At 41.5% G+C, this 17,046-nt stretch carries 14 protein-coding genes, 1 tRNA gene and 1 pseudogene; 5 read left to right on the top strand and 11 right to left on the bottom strand.

The window, feature by feature from the left end:
- The first annotated feature begins 457 nt into the window (after positions 1-457).
- The gene (gene recQ / locus V7K76_RS17080; RefSeq protein ID WP_334778567.1) at positions 458-2,617 is read left to right on the top strand and encodes a DNA helicase RecQ; all 2,160 of its coding nucleotides are present in this window, start codon (positions 458-460) and stop codon (positions 2,615-2,617) included.
- Between the two features lie 202 nt (positions 2,618-2,819).
- Here the strand turns inward: recQ and V7K76_RS17085 are convergent, their stop codons facing one another.
- The 3 genes from V7K76_RS17085 to V7K76_RS17095 all read right to left on the bottom strand — a co-directional run bounded on the left by V7K76_RS17085 (position 2,820) and on the right by V7K76_RS17095 (position 5,222).
- Positions 2,820-4,412, bottom strand: coding sequence for a glycosyltransferase family 39 protein (locus V7K76_RS17085; protein WP_334778568.1), 1,593 nt, complete (start codon positions 4,410-4,412; stop codon positions 2,820-2,822).
- A gap of 481 nt (positions 4,413-4,893) precedes the next feature.
- Positions 4,894-5,061 (bottom strand): hypothetical protein, encoded by a 168-nt coding sequence (locus V7K76_RS17090; protein WP_334778569.1) that lies wholly within the window; start codon positions 5,059-5,061, stop codon positions 4,894-4,896.
- A 26-nt stretch (positions 5,062-5,087) separates the two neighbouring features.
- Complete coding sequence (locus V7K76_RS17095; RefSeq protein ID WP_334778570.1) at positions 5,088-5,222, bottom strand: hypothetical protein; 135 nt, start codon at positions 5,220-5,222, stop codon at positions 5,088-5,090.
- A 387-nt stretch (positions 5,223-5,609) separates the two neighbouring features.
- Here V7K76_RS17095 and V7K76_RS17100 point away from each other — a divergent pair, with 387 nt between their 5' ends.
- The 3 genes from V7K76_RS17100 to V7K76_RS17110 all read left to right on the top strand — a co-directional run bounded on the left by V7K76_RS17100 (position 5,610) and on the right by V7K76_RS17110 (position 9,791).
- Positions 5,610-6,701, top strand: a complete 1,092-nt coding sequence (locus V7K76_RS17100) for a serine/threonine-protein kinase (RefSeq protein WP_334778571.1) — start codon at positions 5,610-5,612, stop codon at positions 6,699-6,701.
- Positions 6,702-7,135: 434 nt separating this feature from the next.
- Complete coding sequence (locus V7K76_RS17105) at positions 7,136-9,172, top strand: serine/threonine-protein kinase (protein WP_334778572.1); 2,037 nt, start codon at positions 7,136-7,138, stop codon at positions 9,170-9,172.
- Between the two features lie 534 nt (positions 9,173-9,706).
- Positions 9,707-9,791: transfer RNA gene (locus V7K76_RS17110), tRNA-Ser, on the top strand.
- A 255-nt stretch (positions 9,792-10,046) separates the two neighbouring features.
- On the opposite strand, the gene V7K76_RS17115 is transcribed toward V7K76_RS17110, so the two are convergent.
- The 3 genes from V7K76_RS17115 to mobC form a co-directional block, all read right to left on the bottom strand.
- A complete protein-coding gene (locus V7K76_RS17115; protein WP_334778573.1) occupies positions 10,047-11,411 on the bottom strand; it encodes a DUF3370 domain-containing protein in 1,365 nt (454 codons plus the stop codon).
- A 133-nt stretch (positions 11,412-11,544) separates the two neighbouring features.
- The gene (locus V7K76_RS17120) at positions 11,545-11,952 is read right to left on the bottom strand and encodes a GNAT family N-acetyltransferase (RefSeq protein WP_334778574.1); all 408 of its coding nucleotides are present in this window, start codon (positions 11,950-11,952) and stop codon (positions 11,545-11,547) included.
- Positions 11,953-12,415: 463 nt separating this feature from the next.
- Positions 12,416-12,700, bottom strand: coding sequence for a plasmid mobilization relaxosome protein MobC (gene mobC / locus V7K76_RS17125; protein WP_334778584.1), 285 nt, complete (start codon positions 12,698-12,700; stop codon positions 12,416-12,418).
- A 2-nt stretch (positions 12,701-12,702) separates the two neighbouring features.
- Here mobC and V7K76_RS17130 point away from each other — a divergent pair.
- Positions 12,703-12,930 (top strand): annotated as a pseudogene (locus V7K76_RS17130) (IS4 family transposase); the annotation flags it as partial.
- A gap of 109 nt (positions 12,931-13,039) precedes the next feature.
- Here V7K76_RS17130 and V7K76_RS17135 read toward each other — a convergent pair.
- From V7K76_RS17135 to V7K76_RS17155, 5 genes are all read right to left on the bottom strand, one after another.
- Positions 13,040-13,687, bottom strand: coding sequence for a DUF4276 family protein (locus V7K76_RS17135; protein ID WP_334778576.1), 648 nt, complete (start codon positions 13,685-13,687; stop codon positions 13,040-13,042).
- Positions 13,684-14,772, bottom strand: a complete 1,089-nt coding sequence (locus tag V7K76_RS17140) for an AAA family ATPase (protein WP_334778577.1) — start codon at positions 14,770-14,772, stop codon at positions 13,684-13,686. Before V7K76_RS17140 ends, V7K76_RS17135 begins: the two co-directional genes overlap by 4 nt.
- Before the next feature lie 373 nt (positions 14,773-15,145).
- Positions 15,146-15,340 carry a hypothetical protein gene (locus V7K76_RS17145; RefSeq protein ID WP_334778579.1) on the bottom strand — a complete coding sequence of 65 codons (195 nt, stop codon included), beginning with the start codon at positions 15,338-15,340 and terminating at the stop codon, positions 15,146-15,148.
- A 301-nt stretch (positions 15,341-15,641) separates the two neighbouring features.
- Positions 15,642-15,857, bottom strand: a complete 216-nt coding sequence (locus V7K76_RS17150) for a hypothetical protein (protein ID WP_334778580.1) — start codon at positions 15,855-15,857, stop codon at positions 15,642-15,644.
- Between the two features lie 492 nt (positions 15,858-16,349).
- The gene (locus V7K76_RS17155) at positions 16,350-16,955 is read right to left on the bottom strand and encodes a reverse transcriptase N-terminal domain-containing protein (RefSeq protein WP_335029902.1); all 606 of its coding nucleotides are present in this window, start codon (positions 16,953-16,955) and stop codon (positions 16,350-16,352) included.
- Positions 16,956-17,046 lie beyond the last annotated feature (91 nt).

Consider the following 17,046-nt stretch of genomic DNA (forward strand, 5'->3'; position numbering starts at 1 on the left):
CTGGCGTTGGAGGCTTTGCGTAACCCAACATCCTGATATATGTTGATGTTGGGTTGCGCTCCGCTCCACCCAACCTACGTCTAATGCACTTTTTACTTCTTAATCGCTATCCTCCAGGCGTACAGAATTCAGAATGAATTCTGTACGACTGGCGGTGCTTCGCAGCGTAAAGCCTGCGGCATGGCTTCTCTACGAGAGGCTGCGCCAACGCTTAGAGCGAGTATTTTCGAGTCGCGTCTTGATTCTGAATTCTGTTAGCGCAGCGGGGCGTAGCCCATTCTGCATTCTTCTTCAATTAAGGGAAGTAGGACGCTGTGAAAAGTCAGAAAAGCCTACTTGATACCAAAAAGCATAGTAGAGAAAGGCAAGTCTGACCAAAGCTAACGATGAAGTGAGTTAAAATCCTGATATCTTCAATAACTAACCCACGCAGAACGCCCCCGAAAAAGCGATCGCTATGCTTCAATACCCCAATCTCGAACAAGCGCTAAAATATCACTTCGGTTACGACAGATTCCGCCCCGGACAACGGCAAATTATCGAAGATGCGCTGCAAAATCGAGATTTATTGATTGTTATGCCTACGGGCGGGGGAAAATCTCTGTGCTTTCAGTTACCTGCATTGATCAAAAAAGGTTTAACGGTGGTGGTGTCGCCATTAATCGCTTTGATGCAAGACCAAGTGGAAGGATTACGGAATAATAACATTGCTGCCACATTTTTAAATAGTAGTCTGAATCCTTATAAAGTGCGATCGCGGGAAGAAGCCATCCTTAGTGGCAAAGTGAGATTACTTTACGTCGCCCCAGAACGTCTTTTGAGTGAAAGATTTCTCCCATTTCTCGATTTAGTCAAGGAAAAAATTGGCATTGCGGCCTTTGCCATCGACGAAGCCCACTGCGTCTCTGAGTGGGGACACGACTTCCGCCCAGAATACCGTCAAATGAAATCTCTGCGGAAACGTTATCCTGATGTTCCTACCCTTGCCCTGACTGCCACAGCAACCGATCGCGTCCGTGCTGATATTATCCAACAATTAGGGCTAAAGCAACCCAGTATCCACATTGCTAGCTTTAACCGTCAAAATCTTTACTATGAAGTTCGTTCTAAAAGCAAGTCTGCTTATGCTGAATTATTAGAACTAGTTCGAGAAACTGATGGTTCAGCAATTATTTATTGTCTGACGCGAAAAAAAGTTGATGAACTCACCTTTAAATTGCAAAATGATAAGATTGCCGCCTTGTCTTATCATGCCGGATTAACTGATGAAGAACGCAGCAGCAATCAAACTCGATTTATTCGAGATGATGTGCGTGTCATGGTGGCAACAATTGCCTTTGGCATGGGCATTAATAAGCCCGATGTGCGGTTAGTAATTCACTTTGATTTACCGCGTAATTTAGAAAGTTATTATCAAGAATCCGGTAGGGCGGGAAGAGATAGCGAACCATCCCGTTGTACACTTTTTTTCAGTTTTAGTGATATTAAAACCATTGAATGGAGTATTGATCAAAAAACCGATCCTCAAGAACAGTTGATTGCTAAACAACAACTACGTCAAGTAATTGACTATGCTCAAGGTACTGTCTGCCGCCGGACAATTCAGCTAGGTTATTTTGGAGAACGTTTTCCGGGAAATTGTGGTAACTGCGATAATTGCCGTTATCCCAAACCAATGCAAGATTGGACAATTGAAGCCATGAAGTTTTTATCTTGTGTGGCGCGTTGTAAAGAAAGATTTGGGATGCTGTACATTATTGATGTGTTGCGGGGGGCAAAAAGCCAGAAAATCATCCAAAATGAACACGATCAGCTTTCTACCTACGGTATTGGCAAAGATAAAAGTGTGGATGAATGGCGAATGCTGGGGCGATCGCTTTTACATCAAGGATTACTAGAACAGACTAGCGATGGTTACTCAGTTTTGAAGCTTAACCCTCTTAGTTGGGAAGTGATGCGGCGACAGCGTACAGTTTCCCTTGCTGTTCCGGTAGCACAGAAGATTAATTGGGAAGAAGGCAGTGAAAAAGCTGTTGAAGCGGAGATATTAATGCAGAGGTTGCGATCGCTCCGTAAACAACTTGCCGATGAACAAGCCGTTCCACCTTACGTTGTCTTTCAGGATTCTACCCTGAAATTGATGGCACAGCAACAACCTACAACAATAACCGAATTTGGTAAACTTTCGGGCGTCGGCAGTCACAAACTTTCCCAATATGGCGATAAATTTCTCACAGAAATTCGCGCCTACCGCCAAGAAAAAGGTTTGCTAGATCCACCACAGGCTAATTTTACACCCTCTATTAGCTTACCTTCCGACACAGAAATATTCACATTCCAATTGCATAAACAAGGTTTGAGTGTTGATGAAATTGCCAAAAAACGCAACATTCGCCCTACAACAATTATTCGTCATTTGGCAGATTTAATTGAGAAAAATCAGCCCGTAGATTTAAATCAGTTAGTATCTCTGGAACATCAACAAAAAATTTGGCAAGTTTTAGAAGTGCTTGGTGATATCTCTTTGACACCAATTCGAGAACAACTAGGTGAAAGCTATAGTTTTGATGAAATTCGCTTAGTACGCGGTAAGTGGCGGCGCGAAAATCGCAAATGATTGTATTTTTATCTATTACCTAATTTTCTTGAGCAGAATTCAGGAGTCAGAATGAATTCTGTACGAGTGGCAGATAGCGCAGTGTAAAGCCTTACGTTGATCTACTTAAGAGTCTTCCAAAAAATAAATGATCTAAAACCCGTCATTGCGAGCTTCGCTCGCAATGACAATTGGGCATTTTTTTACTTGGAGTACTCTAAGTCTATTTTATGCCTGAATTCTTCTCTAGTTTCCATAGGTTTTGCTTTCGACCTTTATAGACAAGCTTCCCTTTCAGTTTTTGCTCCTCCTCAAATTTATTTACTGGGAATTTGGGAGACTCCAGCAAGAACACATTGCTGAATTTGTTAGGAACAATTGGGAGTTGTTTAGTTTTTATAAACTGGAACTCAACGTCTGAATTAAGTAAATAACTAAGAGATTCTACCATTGGGATAGAGTTTTCAAGGATTAATAGTGGATGAGAAGTTTGGTTAATTAGCTTGGGTACTATAACATGATCAAGAGTTCTTTTAGTCCACCAAGTTTCTGCTTGAGAACTAACATAAAAAGATATAATTCCTCCCATTAGAAGAGCAAGGAAAGATACTTTCCATAAGTTAGTGATAAATAACCTTCTATTTATAGAAGTTATTTTTTTAGCAAATAAGTAGGCTACAGATAAATAAATACCTATGTAAGAGGGAACAAAATATCGTGCCATAATCGACCGATATCCCCCTGAAACTAAATCTGACAGAATTAGGGGTAAAGAGCTAGCACCCATCAATGTCAGAATAAAAACTGAGATTTTTGGGGGAGTTTCACGGCAAATAAAATAAACTGAGTATCCAACTAAAATCAAAAGTAGAGGAATTAAATAAGTACCAAAAGATAAATTAAATTTAGAATCTGGGAAATATGTAAAGAAATACCAAAAATCCATAAAGCTATAGCTGATATTTCTCATCCATTCTTGAACGACATTTGATATTGACATAGTTTCAGATGCCCAATTGGAAGTGTCTTGAAGACTATTAAAATTAACAATAATAGACAAAATCCACGGAACAAACGCTAAAAGTGCCAAAAATGACGCGAGAATATAGGCAATGACAGTTTTAGTAAATCGGAAGCGTTCAATTACCAACACATATAATCCATTCCCAATTGCTACTAATATAGTGAGTAAATATGTGTATAAGCCAAGAGTCATTGTTATTCCATAGAGTAACCAACTCAGTTTTGTTTTGAGTCGCAATGCTCGCAAAAATGAGGCATTTGATAAAACAATAGTCACTGCCCATAAACTATAAGGTCTTGCTTCCTGGGCATACAGCACATTAAAAGGTGAAACAGCCATAATTGCCATTGCTATCCACCCTACCAGTGATGAACCAAATAATTCTAAACACAACCAATAGGTGCAAGGGAAGATTAGCAGACTTATCAGTGCAGAAATACTCCGCGTTACTGCAATAGAATTACCAAAAAGTGTTACCCAAAACCTAGCTATGAGAAAATATAGCGGTGGAAGCTGCGGTTCTTCTAATGCTAATCCTTTAATAGTATCAGTGAAATCTTTTTGATAATTGGTGCGTTGATATTTTTGGATGTCTTCTATAGTAACTATTCTGCCGTCAAAGAGTTGGCTATTTACCTCTTTTGTTGTATAGCCTGAAAGCCTTAGTGACGTGAAAGTTTCATCTCCCCAATAAATCTTTTTATCTAAATTAATAAAGCGAAAAAATATTCCCAATGTTAATATAAAAATAACTAAAGCTTTTAGCCAGATTGGAGTTTTTAATATAAGCATTAAAATATTTTCTACGTGAAGTTATCGATGCCTTCGTTCATACTATAAACTCCAGATTTGTGATCGTCAACATTTTGCTGAAAGAAGTTTATTCTTCCAAGATAATAAAACAGGAGTCAGAATACAGAATTCAGAATTCAGAATACTCTACCCATAAAGGGATAGAGTTTTAAGGCGAGAATATTTTAATTTTTTCGCCCATCAGGGGCGAGGTTTTAACCAATAGTCATCACCCACTCGTACAGAATTCATACTGAATTCTGACTCCTGAGTTCTGAATTCTTCTTATAAAAAGATATTGCTTTCCTGATTAGCGATCGCGCCAACTATACTAACTTTTAGTAATCTTTAAATGATAAAAAATACAAGTGCTAAGAAGAAAATAAAGTGTAATTCTATCATTTATTTAAAACCTCATTTCCAGCCTCCGGCTGGAAATGCTGCTCTTGGAGGCTCTGCCGCCAGTAAGAGAGGCGGAGCCTCAACGACGAGCATTCCCAGTCAGAGACTGGGAACGAGGCAATCTAAAAGCTAGTTCTAGACTTGCTTTCACGTTAAGTTGACACCAATGTGCCGTGCCACTACACCTTGGGATATAGTGTTGTACCTCATCTGAATGGGAACCGCTATAGATAAAGTCAGTTAACACTAAGAAAAACTGGCAATTTAACAATTTTAATCTTGTGAAGCAGATGGCAATGGTTCAGTGTATTGACTTTTGCCATGCAGAATTACAGATAGCAGCTTAGGTAGTGCTAGGCAGGCAACAGTATTTAACAGCGTCAGGAATATACCATCTATCAAACTCATATATTAACCTTCTCCGTTTGAAAATTGGTGTTGACTATATTCTTAGTTTGAAGCAAAATCAGTAAAATTGCTTAAAAACGGCATTTGAGATTTCTTTTAGAGAATATAAGCTAAATAAATCTACAGCAGAATTCAGAAGCGGAGCCGGAGAAGCTCTGCCTCCGGTCAGAATGAGCTACGCCTTGCTGCGCTAACAGAAGCAAAAACGGTATTAACATAGTTTGATTTATCATTGCCAACTTACTCAGTTCTACAAAAATTTATTTTTACTTTTTAAATTTTTAATAGAAGACTAATGAGGATTTGGCAAAGACCCAGTAATTTTACTGGCAACAATAAAAAATTGTCGTAGAATTAGAGACATCTCAGAGCAGATATTTTATACTAATGAATCGCTTTTCTCAGAAAATAACGAATTCTCAACAGATTATTTCACAGCAAACTCAGCTTGGTCAGATGTGTGGTTCTAAACGGTTATTTCGCGATCGCTATGAAATACTACAAATTTTGGGTCGAGGTGGTTTTGGCATCACTTTTTTAGCCAAAAATGCAGTATTACCTGGGAATCCCCTGTGTGTCATTAAACAACTTTGTCCGAAAGTAACTAACCCCCAAAGTTGGCAAAGGGCATGTATGCGCTTTGAAAAAGAAGCAAGAACTTTGGGTAAACTCGGTAGTCATTCGCAAATTCCCATGCTATTAGACTACTTTCAGGCAAATGGGGAGTTTTTTTTAATTCAAGAATACGTGCCGGGTTTGACTTTAGCGCGAGAAGTGCGGCAAACTGGGCCCAAAAGTGAAGCCTCAGTTAAGCAATTTCTACAGGAAATATTACCTGTATTACAGTATCTTCATAAACATCATGTGATTCATCGGGATATTAAGCCCCAGAATTTATTACGGTGTGAGTATGATGGGCGGGTAGTGCTGATTGATTTTGGGGCGGTGAAAGAGCAATTAGTTAATGCTTGTGAAAACTCAATGAATCACGCAAATACCAACTTTATCGGGACTAGGGGATTTGCACCACCTGAACAGTTTTCTCTGCGTCCAGTTTATGCCAGTGATATTTATGCACTGGGTATAACTTGTATTTATATGTTGACTGCAAAAAGTCCTTTAGAACTGGATTATGACCATAATACTGGTGAAATATCTTGGCAAAAACACGTAAATATCAGCAACAGTTTCGCCCAGATTTTAGGAAAGATGGTGAAAATTACCTTAGAGGATCGATTTAAGACTGCTGATCAAGTGATTAAAGCTTTAGGTAATGATAGCTATTCACCTACTTTGGCGAACTGTTTAACTACCCAAAAATTGAATAATAGAAGTATTACACAACACGAAATTACCAAACATGAAATTACAAAACACGAAATTACACAATACGAAAATTATGATGTATACATACCACCTGTAGCCAGAACTGCTAATGCCATTCGGAAATTGAGAGCAAGGCTCAAGGAAACACGGTAACACAGCTAGAAGCCTTATTTATCTAAAGTATCAAATGAATAACTAATCATCTGCGATTTAAAATAGCCAAAACAAATTTAGTAATTATTTTAACTATACTTGATATTCAGTGATGATTAATTAATCAGGGTTTATCTTCAATACTTAGTTAGTTATTGCTTATCAATATACAAGCAAATTTACTAGGTTTAATATTTCAGAAAATTATTTATATTCAAATTATTATATAATCGATAGAATAATTAATCTTATGACTCTCGTAGTTTTCCACAGAAGAGGAAGACTGACTACTATTTACAAACGCTAACTATATAAGTAATTCCCCAATCCCCAGAACAGGGTTTTCTACCACCAGTAACCGAGAGTCAATTTTATTAAGGGAAAGTTCGGGGCAAACTTAGCCTAAGTTGTCATGCAGTCGCGCCTGTCAGATCATGATCTGCTGCTTAAATCCCGATTGCTCAAATCCCCTGAATTCCAATGGAAAGAAGTTTTGCCAAAGTTGTAACACCCCGCTGGTGTCACTTTTAAGAAATCGCTTCCGTGTCATCCGAGTCCTTTCAGATGAGGGGGGATTTGGCAGAACCTATCTATCAGAAGATGTAGATAAACTCAACGAACGTTGTGTTATCAAGCAGTTAGCTCCCAAATTCCAAGGAACTTGGTCGCAAAAAAAGGCGATGGAGTTGTTTGCTGAAGAAGCCCAGCGTCTACAAGACCTTGGGGAACATCCCCAAATTCCAACTTTGATAGCTTACTTTGAGCAAGATGGCTGCCTATATTTAGTTCAGCAGTTTATCAATGGGGAGAATTTGTTAAAGGAGTTGCAACAGCGCAAGTCTTATAACGCTAGGGAAATTCAATCTATTTTGCTAGATTTATTGCCCATCCTGAAATTTATCCACGATCGCAAAGTCATTCATCGGGACATCAAGCCAGAAAATATTATCCGCCATAAAAGCGATGGGCGATTAAGCTTGATTGATTTTGGTTCCTCAAAGCAATTCACCGCCAAAGTTCAGCAGAAATCTGGCACATCCATTGGTTCACATGGTTATTCTCCCCTAGAACAGATTCGAGATGGTAAAGCTTTCCCCGCCAGCGACTTGTTTGGTGTGGGGGCTACCTGCTTTCATCTGCTAACGGGAAATTCGCCCTTTCAGTTGTGGATGGAATCTGGGTACTCTTGGGTGAGTAATTGGCGGGCATATTTGCGGAGTCCATTAAATCCTGAGTTGGATTTTGTCATCGACAAGCTTTTGAAAAAAGATATTCATGAACGTTATCAGTCAGCCGATGAAGTCCTTAGAGACTTGACCCCAAAACAACTCCTCGCCTTACCACCAGCAGGTAAATCATCTGGGAAAATACCACCAACTAGGGCACCATCTTTACCAAAAAATTATCCCTTACTGAGAATTCTAATCTTGGTAAGTGCTTTGATGATGTTGTTCGGCTTTGGAGAATCTTGGTATAAACATTTTCGCCAAATTCAGACCACTTTGGTTTCTAGGTTGATTCACCATAATAATTCTGGCAAAGATGAAGCGCTTTTAAGTCAACCACTAAAGATTACTTTGGATCAGGTTTCCCTAATTAACACCCTCCAAGCACACGAAAACTCAGTTTTATCTGTCGCCATCAGCCCCGATGGTAAAACCATTGCCAGCAGTGGCGACAATAGCACAATCAAACTTTGGAATCTCGCAACTGGAAAACAAATCTCTTCACTCAACGGGCATTTTCAGCAGGTGAATGTCGTGGTAATTAGCCCAGATGGCAAAATTCTGGTTAGTGCCAGCGATGACAACACCATCAAAATCTGGAATCTGACAACGCGAAAACAAATTCGCACTCTTATGGGGCATTCTGATTCAGTTCATGCCCTAGCCATCAGTGCTGATAGCGAGACTCTGGTTACTGGTAGTGATGACAACACAATCAAAATTTGGGATTTGGCAACAGGAGAACAAATTCGGACACTAGCAGGGCATACATTCTGGGTGCGTTCAGTAGCCATCAGCCCCGACAGCGTGATCCTGGCTAGTGGCAGCTTTGACAAGACGATCAAAATCTGGAATTTAACAAAGGGATACCCAATCCGTACACTAGAAGGAAATTTTCAAACAGTTACAACTGTGGCTATTAGCCCAGATGGTAAAACTTTAGCTAGTGGTAGCCGTGATCGCACCATCAAACTTTGGGATCTACATACTGGTAGAGAAATTCGCACACTGGCGGGACATAGCAACACAGTCACATCCGTAGCCTTCAGCGCCGATGGTAAAATTCTTGCTAGTGGTAGCCGCGATCGCACCATAAAACTGTGGAATCCAGCCACAGGAAAGGAAATTCTCACATTGACAGGGCACACCAACACCGTGACATCCGTTACCTTCAGTCCTGATGACAAAACCCTTGTCAGTGGTAGTGAAGATAACACTATTAAGATTTGGCGGTTGTCTCAGTGAGTACTGAGTACTGTTAGCGAATTTATTACACAATTGTTACAAAAGCTATGGGATTTTAGGCGATCGCAAGTCGTTTCTAGTTTGCGAGATATTATTGTAGTTGCTAAACCAGGTCAAACAATTTTGGATTTTAGATTTGCGATAGCGCCGGCGGCAAGCGAGTCCGCGTACTCTTACAGAGAAGCAAGCTACGCGCAGCGTCTCGTAGAGAGCGTCTTTTGGATTGACTGCGCCCACAAGGGGACACAGCTTAAAGATTTTAAATTGACGATTTTAGATTTGTTCCGCCCACCAGGGGCGGGGCTTGAACCAAAAACAATTTAAAATCTAAAATCTAAAATCTAAAATCTAAAATTCGGAGAGTCAAATTACCCCCCTTAATCAACTAACTAAAGCAGATTGGGAATTATTGCTTTTTTTGCGTAACGCAAAAAAGCAATAATGCTATAATGGCACAGGGAATTCGGTAAAATTTCCCTAAGCAGCACGACATTTGAATCTCAAATAGATACCCAAGTGTCTAAATAAATATATGGAGAGGTGTCCGAGCGGTTCATGGTGACGCACTCGAAATGCGTTTTGGGGAAACTCAACGGGGGTTCGAATCCCCCCCTCTCCGTTCAAAAAGATTACTGAACAATTAAGAGATTTCCAAGAAATAAATTATCCAAATAAAGCCTTCTCTTCGAGAGGCAACGCCTTCGGCATGGCAAGGCTATGAGCGAGTCTTCTCCCTTGGCGTTAGCCTCTCCCTTTGGGAGAAGGGGAGACGCTAAGAGCGAACGAGCGTCATTTTGAATTTTGAATTGTTAATTGTCAGTCCCTAAGCTACGCGCAGCGTCTCTCAAAGATCATCATTAGGAATTTTAAATTGTTAAGTTTGGTCTACAGTTTGAATTGTCAGCATTTGAGGGGGCGTAGCATCAGGTGGGTAGAGAAAATCCACTTCTACCAGTCGGCGTTGGCCAGGAGATATTTTTAATTGTGCAAGTGGTTCTCCCATCTGTCCCCCTTGTTGAACTAAATGCCAATATTGAGTTCTGGGTAAGCCACGATCGTCATTGTAGCGAATACGAACTGTGCCACGGAAAAAGATAGATGGTTCGGGTGGTGAAAAAAAGCGCAGCCCTGGTTTACTTAACTCATCTTCTTTAATAGGCGTTTGGAAAAGCACTTTTATAGTTTGCGGCTTATCGGTATTGTTGAATAATGGTAGAGAGATATTGTATTCAATGCCGTAGTTGCCATGAGCTTCGTAAGCAGTACCAGGATAACGCGCCACTAGTTTCGCAGTTTGGTTTTGTCCAGTACCCATTTTGCCTGCTAAAAGCGTACTTAAACCGTAAGAAAAAGCTTGTCCTGATTTAGGAATTGTCAGGTATGAACTATTAGAGTCAGTAACTTGTGCTTGCCAACGAGAGCCAACAGCTACCCCCGCTACCCGTCCGTAAATTTCTGTTGCCCCTGCAAGCCGATCTGGAGGACTGGGGGCAGGTTCACGAGGCCCTGCAAAATCACCATTTTCTAACAAATTCTCCCATTCTTCTAAAGTTGGCGCTCGTTCACTACCATCGGGATTGGGTTTAGCAAACATGGCCAGGTTTGCCAGATAAACAGGACGATCGCTATACAAACGTAACAAAGTAGAACATCCATTCAATGGCGGCGTTAAAGTCCGCACTGGAATGGGATGATTCATTAACATCCGGCTTTGTTTTGCTGGAATTACCAACTGGGTTGGCCATCCTGACTGCCGTCTAACTCGCAGCACATCATTCATCACGCGATCGCCCGGCCCAGCATAAATGTCTCCCGAATTATTGTCCTGCATGGGAGGAAGCTTGACAAAAGGTGCATCAGGTTGACTAACATAACTAGCTGCTTGCAAGATGTTGACAGTTGCAGGGCGATCGCTGGGATTGTAAACAATCACTCCCAAATAAAGAGTCCGCAAATCATTTGGCGTCTCAATCGCTCTAGCAATATGGTGAGAAAATAAATCAAACCGTCCCTGAAATGGAAAGTTCAGGTGGGCGCTGGGCACTTTTTTGCCTTGAGGAGGAAATGTAGACAGCAGAATTCCTTCACTCTGAACTACTTCTGGGTTATTACTGTTAAATACTGGTACTTCGTCAAGATGTCCTGTTAAAGGTCTTGTTTGTTGGGGAATGAAAATTTCCTGTGGTGCAGGAGAAGGCGATGCTTGAGCCAAAAATAAATAGGAAATAAAATTAAGCATTTATTCAAAAAGCAATTTATGACTGAAGTTCAGAATACAGCATACCTAACCTCCACCCAAGCATGACAAGTTAGAGGAGGTTTGCCAAAACTCTCACCAAAGTAATTTAATTGGAGCGATCGCTTTATTATGCTTACTCCTTTGAGGTGAATGAGTATTCGTGCCAATCGCTTAGGGGGCGATACCCAATTGCTTGATAAATATGATTGGCTGTGGGATTGGCTAAATCTGCTATGAGGAAACAATGGCGGCATCCCTGATCTAGCAGTTTTTGGCTTAACGCTGCGATACAGGCAGTGGCATATCCTTGGCGACGATACTCTGGTGGTGTATAAGCTAAATTGATCCGACCAATTGTAGGTAACAATTGTTTACTAGACGCAACTGAAACTGGAGTATTATCAACCCAAAAATAAGTATTCTGCTGTTTCAACTGATTATCTACTTGGTGTTTGACATCTTCGCTCACTGCCTGATCTGTCTCAGATAAAAATGCAGAAAGCCACTCGATCAACAGAGAGCGATCGCTTTCAGTTGCCACTCTAAGATATCCTCTGGCCGTTGAGACTCTTTGCACTGCCGTTAGTAGCCATGATTTGTGATGTTTATATTTGAGATGATATGGGAATCTGGTTTGATGCTTGCTAAGTATACTGAGACTTTAATCCTTAAACTATCAATAGTGGCTTGCTCATAATTTCCTACAGCGTCAGCCATTACTCCCGTTTGGGGAATATTTTGGGAAGATACAACCAAAGGATTTTGAGTTGTTGGGAAGGGAGTGGTTACTGCGGTTAGAGTTACGGCAGTCGTCTGTGTTGGTGGTTCTGGCGATTGTGCAGCAATGTTTTCATTTTTTTCAGCTTAACTTTTGAGGAATGAATGCGATCGCCCGTATACGCCCAGGGGGTTTTTCAGAAACCCCCTCCCAAAATCGGAGATTTGGGGCGTAGGGCGCGCTTTGCGATGGCGTACCCGCCCACCGGAGGCGATCGCATTCCCAATCACGTTGATTCTTCCTGGTCATCATCCGTTACTCCGCACTCCAGCAGCTGCATCTGAGTTTCCCTGATTGAAGCACGCAGAGATTCCACTAAGTTTTGTAATTGCTCAACATCAATATTTACGTCTTGTCCAGACTTGACAGCAATGTTTGCTGCTTTAGCTATCTGATTGAGATTCACCCCAATCGCATTCAGTTCTTCGTACAATTTCCAATTCAACTGTGGGGGTGGTGGAGGTTCTACAACACGTCGTCGTAGTGCAGCACGACGAATAAATTCTGTAATACTCACGCCGTAAATACGGTGATAAGACTGAGTATTGTAACATACCTAAAAAGTATTTATGTAAAAGTAGCATAGAAGATGAAATCCAAACTGATGTTTATCAAGCTCCTTTACTCCACAAAGAATTTGCCCAAACACTGAATATAGTTATTTTGGTCAAAACCAATCTTAAAACTAATGCTCGTAGTCATGTAATTCTCTTTTCTAGTGACCTAAAATTATCAGTTGACGGTTGACGGTTGACGGTTGACAGTTAACGGTTAACTGTCAACAACCACCGCGACTAGTTATGCTTTTTTAGCGCGCATTAGCTTATTAGATATTTTTCCTTTTATCTCGTTATGGAATTATGCTTTCAAGACGCAGCAACCATTGGTTAAAATGCTGACATTGTTGACGTATCGTATCCAGCCCAATATCGATCGCCAGCAGCGAACCATGCAGGGGTTTGTCGTATCCATTGCAACAATTACGAATTCGTTTTGATGGTGCTGTTAGGGGATGATCGTTAATATGCTCAGGGGAAGGAAAGGCGTTACATTCAGCTTGTAAAATACTGACCACACTGGCATCAAACCACCCAGCAAACGCTTCTGGCTGACTGTACAGAAGTCCTTCAAACTCGTGAACTAGCAAATTCGGGATAAAATTCTTGTGGCCGATATCCTTGCCCATTTCCTGTTCTAGATGTTCAGCTTTCTGGAACGGGTCGCTGGTTTTTGGCTCTGAACTAATTCCTGGAAAATCATTGGGCAAGGCGTACATATCAAACATTGTGGTGACGAACGCCGATTTGTCTTCAAGGCACTTACGATTTAATTGCGGCTTGATTTTGGCATAACTCACCACACCCCCCTTGCCCGTTGAACTGGTTTTCACCAGAATCGGGTTGAGGTATATATTTTTATCCTGAAAATACTCGTAGAGCAGTTCCCTAACGAACGTTTCCTCAGTTTGCCCTTCCACAAAAACATTTACTCGGATCATCGTGAAGGTCTCCCGCCCAGGACGTTCTTCTGCCAAAGCTCGCCCAGGCTATAGTCTTCAAGCCACGCCGACAACTCGTGCTGATTCAGTCTGCGAAGTGATGATTTCCCCTCATCTCGGTCTACAACAATCACATCCGTGGCATCAAATTCGTTTAGTAGTTCCACTGACTGAGTTGAAACAATTACCTGTTTTTTGGCACTATGTATCAATGATGCCAGAACGGTGATAGCATATGGGTGCAGACCCAGTTCTGGCTCATCAACCAGAATTGTTTCCGGCTGAAAGTCTTCTGGTTGCAGAAAAACAGTTGCCAGACACATGAAACGCAGCGTGCCATCTGAAAGCAGATGTGCCTTAAACGGGATATCCTGCCCCCGCTCGAACCATTCCAGCTCAATAACCTCCTTGTTTTGTGGAGAAGGACGCAGGTAAAAGTCCCCAAAGAATGGGGCAACAAGTCGAATGGTTTTGACGATTCTTTGATATGATGCTGGGTAGCTGTCACGCAATAGATACAGGAAGGATGCAAGATTGCGTGCATCAGTTCGCAGGTAGGCGTTGTCATTGATACCGTGCGGCTGTTTTATATAGGCACTCTCGCTGGTGTCATGAAAATGATAAACCCGCCACTGCTGCATAGCAGACAAAACGTACTCATCAATTGCAGTCCCTGTACCGACAAAAGCCCTAGTCTCGAAATGACCCTTACCTATTTCACGCTCACCACTCATGTTCCACCAGAAGGATTCAGAAGCGAACATCAGGCGATTGTCTTGGGTTGGTTCAAGGGTAGCGAAGTATCCATTATTACCGAAGCATAACTGAAACTCCAGTTGTTCCGTTGTTTTACGTCCAAAATGCAATAAGGCATCGGGACTGCCTTGACGGCTGACAAAAACTTGCAGGTTCTGCTCAAGCAACTGCCCAACCATGCGGAAGAAGCCGATAAAATTAGATTTACCCGCCCCGTTAGCGCCAATCAAAACGTTAAGTTTGGAGAGTTCAAGGTCACACTTAGCGATAGACTTGAATCCTTTTAAAACTATTCTCGACAGTTGTTTGTCACTGTTTGTCGCCGTCATGAACAGTCTCCCGATAGACAGGCTTTTTATGTGCTGGTTTCATTTTATTGGTAATCAGGCTTGACAGGAGGTTCAGGATACCCTGCGTTTTTTCTACAGGATTCAAGTCACTGGAAGTTCTAAAGGTTTGCAGCAGTGTCAATTACTTGGAATTATTTACTCAGCAGTAAAACTTCCCATATTAATCTAGGAGAAGCTTTGAGCAAGGAGTTTTTGGCTGCTGACAATTTCGATAACCAATCACTATTATTTAGGGATTTCCTCCAGCAGTGTTGCAGATAGTCAAGAAGCCACATCTGTTGGTGAAACTCCAGTGTCGCTTCTATTTCTTTGGCAATACTCAGTGCTGTCAAAGGATTGGTAACAGGTGTGGCTAGTTGCGTTGCTTCAGGAGCGATCGCTCTATTGATTGAAGTTGTTCGTGGTGGGCAGCAGCCTGTCCTGGAGCGTATTTTTGCAGGTAAAATACTAAACCTCGTCTACCTTGAAAACCGTAGTTTTGTAGGTTGGGTGCAGCGATAGCGTAACCCAACATAAAATTTGGTGGTAATGTTGGGTTGCGTTTCACTCCACCCAACCTACATAAATATATCTTTTAAAAAACTCTAGGTTTCAACATAGATGAGGTTTATCTAGCTTTTATCAGCAGAATTACTACGGGTGCAGGAGGGTGAATGCAAGTAGGAAAAAGCGAGGAATTAAGAGAATGGACTAGAAAAGTCATTGAAAAAATGCCAAATCTCACAAAACCTCAAGCTGTTGTACTCGCAATGTGGACTTTTGGGATAGTAATGACTTGAATCTTGTGGACTGACAACGGTTTCAGTATTTTTAGCAGAACTACTGGGAAAAAAGGAGAATACCATACGTCAGCAACTGCGGGAATGGTATCGAGACGCAGAAGATAAAACAAAAACTGGTCGAACTTCATTAGATGTGACATCTTGTTTTAGTCCGCTACTATCTTGGATAATAAGTCTTTGGCCTGAAGGCGAAAAACGTCTGGCATTGGCAGCTGATGCCTCAACTTTGAGCGTAGGCGCAGCCCGCCGCAGGCATCGCTTTACTGTATTAGCAATTAGCATTGTTTATCGTGGCTGTGGAATTCCAATTGCCTGGAAAATTGTTGAAGCAACCAAGCCAGGAAGTTGGAAACCCCACTGGAAAGAATTATTTCGCCATATAGACAAAACCGTACCAACAGATTGGTTTGTAATTGTCACCACAGATAGAGGGCTTTATGCTGAGTGGTTGTATCAACAAATCTTGAACTGTGGTTGGCATCCTTTTATGCGGATTAACTTTCAGGGGCAGTTTAAAATTAAAGGTACTGTTTCTTGGCTACCTCTAAATACTCTTGTTCCAGAAGTTGGTCAGTCATTTGAGTCATTGGTAACTTGTTTCAAAAGTAACCCGATTGAATGTACATTGTTAGCCCGTCATGACGAGGGTTATGCCGAACCTTGGTTAATTCTCACCGATTTACATCCCGAAGTTGCGGATGCTTGTTGGTATTCGATGCGATCTTGGATTGAATGTCTATTTAAAGACGGTAAAAGAGGGGGTTTTGCTTGGCATCAAACTAAAATGACAGGTTTTTCTGACCCATACTCGTTTAGAGTGTGGGTTAGACGTGTTTTTGAAGGTTTTAATTCCAGACCCATGTCTATTAACCATTCAGAGATTATCTCCCTGCATCTTTGGACAACGGTTATGTCTTTATGGAGAATCACAAAGTCGTCGGCGTATCGGATAACTTGAGGGCTTCTAAACTTTGTACCTTTTTTGTGATACCAAGTTTCCCTCATGGTTTGAGACATTTCTGGAAATGCCTTATTTATCCGTTCTTCCATCCCGTGAAGGGCGATGTTAGCTAGTAACGGGGAAATTACCCCACCCTGCGGCGTACCCGTCGCACGGGTACGTGCGCCCGCTTCGCTATCAGATGTTGGAAACAACTGCTTACCCTGGTTTTCAACTGTGACCCGTCGTACCGCTATAACCCTATTAGACCAAGAACTCATCAACGTTCTTTGGAGTTTGCGGCATCGTTTGACATCACCACGTCGGGAAGCAGCATAGATGCGTTTTTGCAACTTAAAAACATATTTCTCAGCTTTTCGCCAATCAATAGATTTCCATCCCTCAGTTTTCATTTCTGAATCCGAATTAGGCTTGTACATTGCTACTAGTACCTCTAGCTTTTCCACATTGCGGTTCACGTCTGTATATCCCGGCAGTTACGCCATCCCTTTTTAGGCATTACCCGTTAAT

The organism is Nostoc sp. (assembly GCF_036917975.1).
GTDB lineage: Bacteria > Cyanobacteriota > Cyanobacteriia > Cyanobacteriales > Nostocaceae > Nostoc.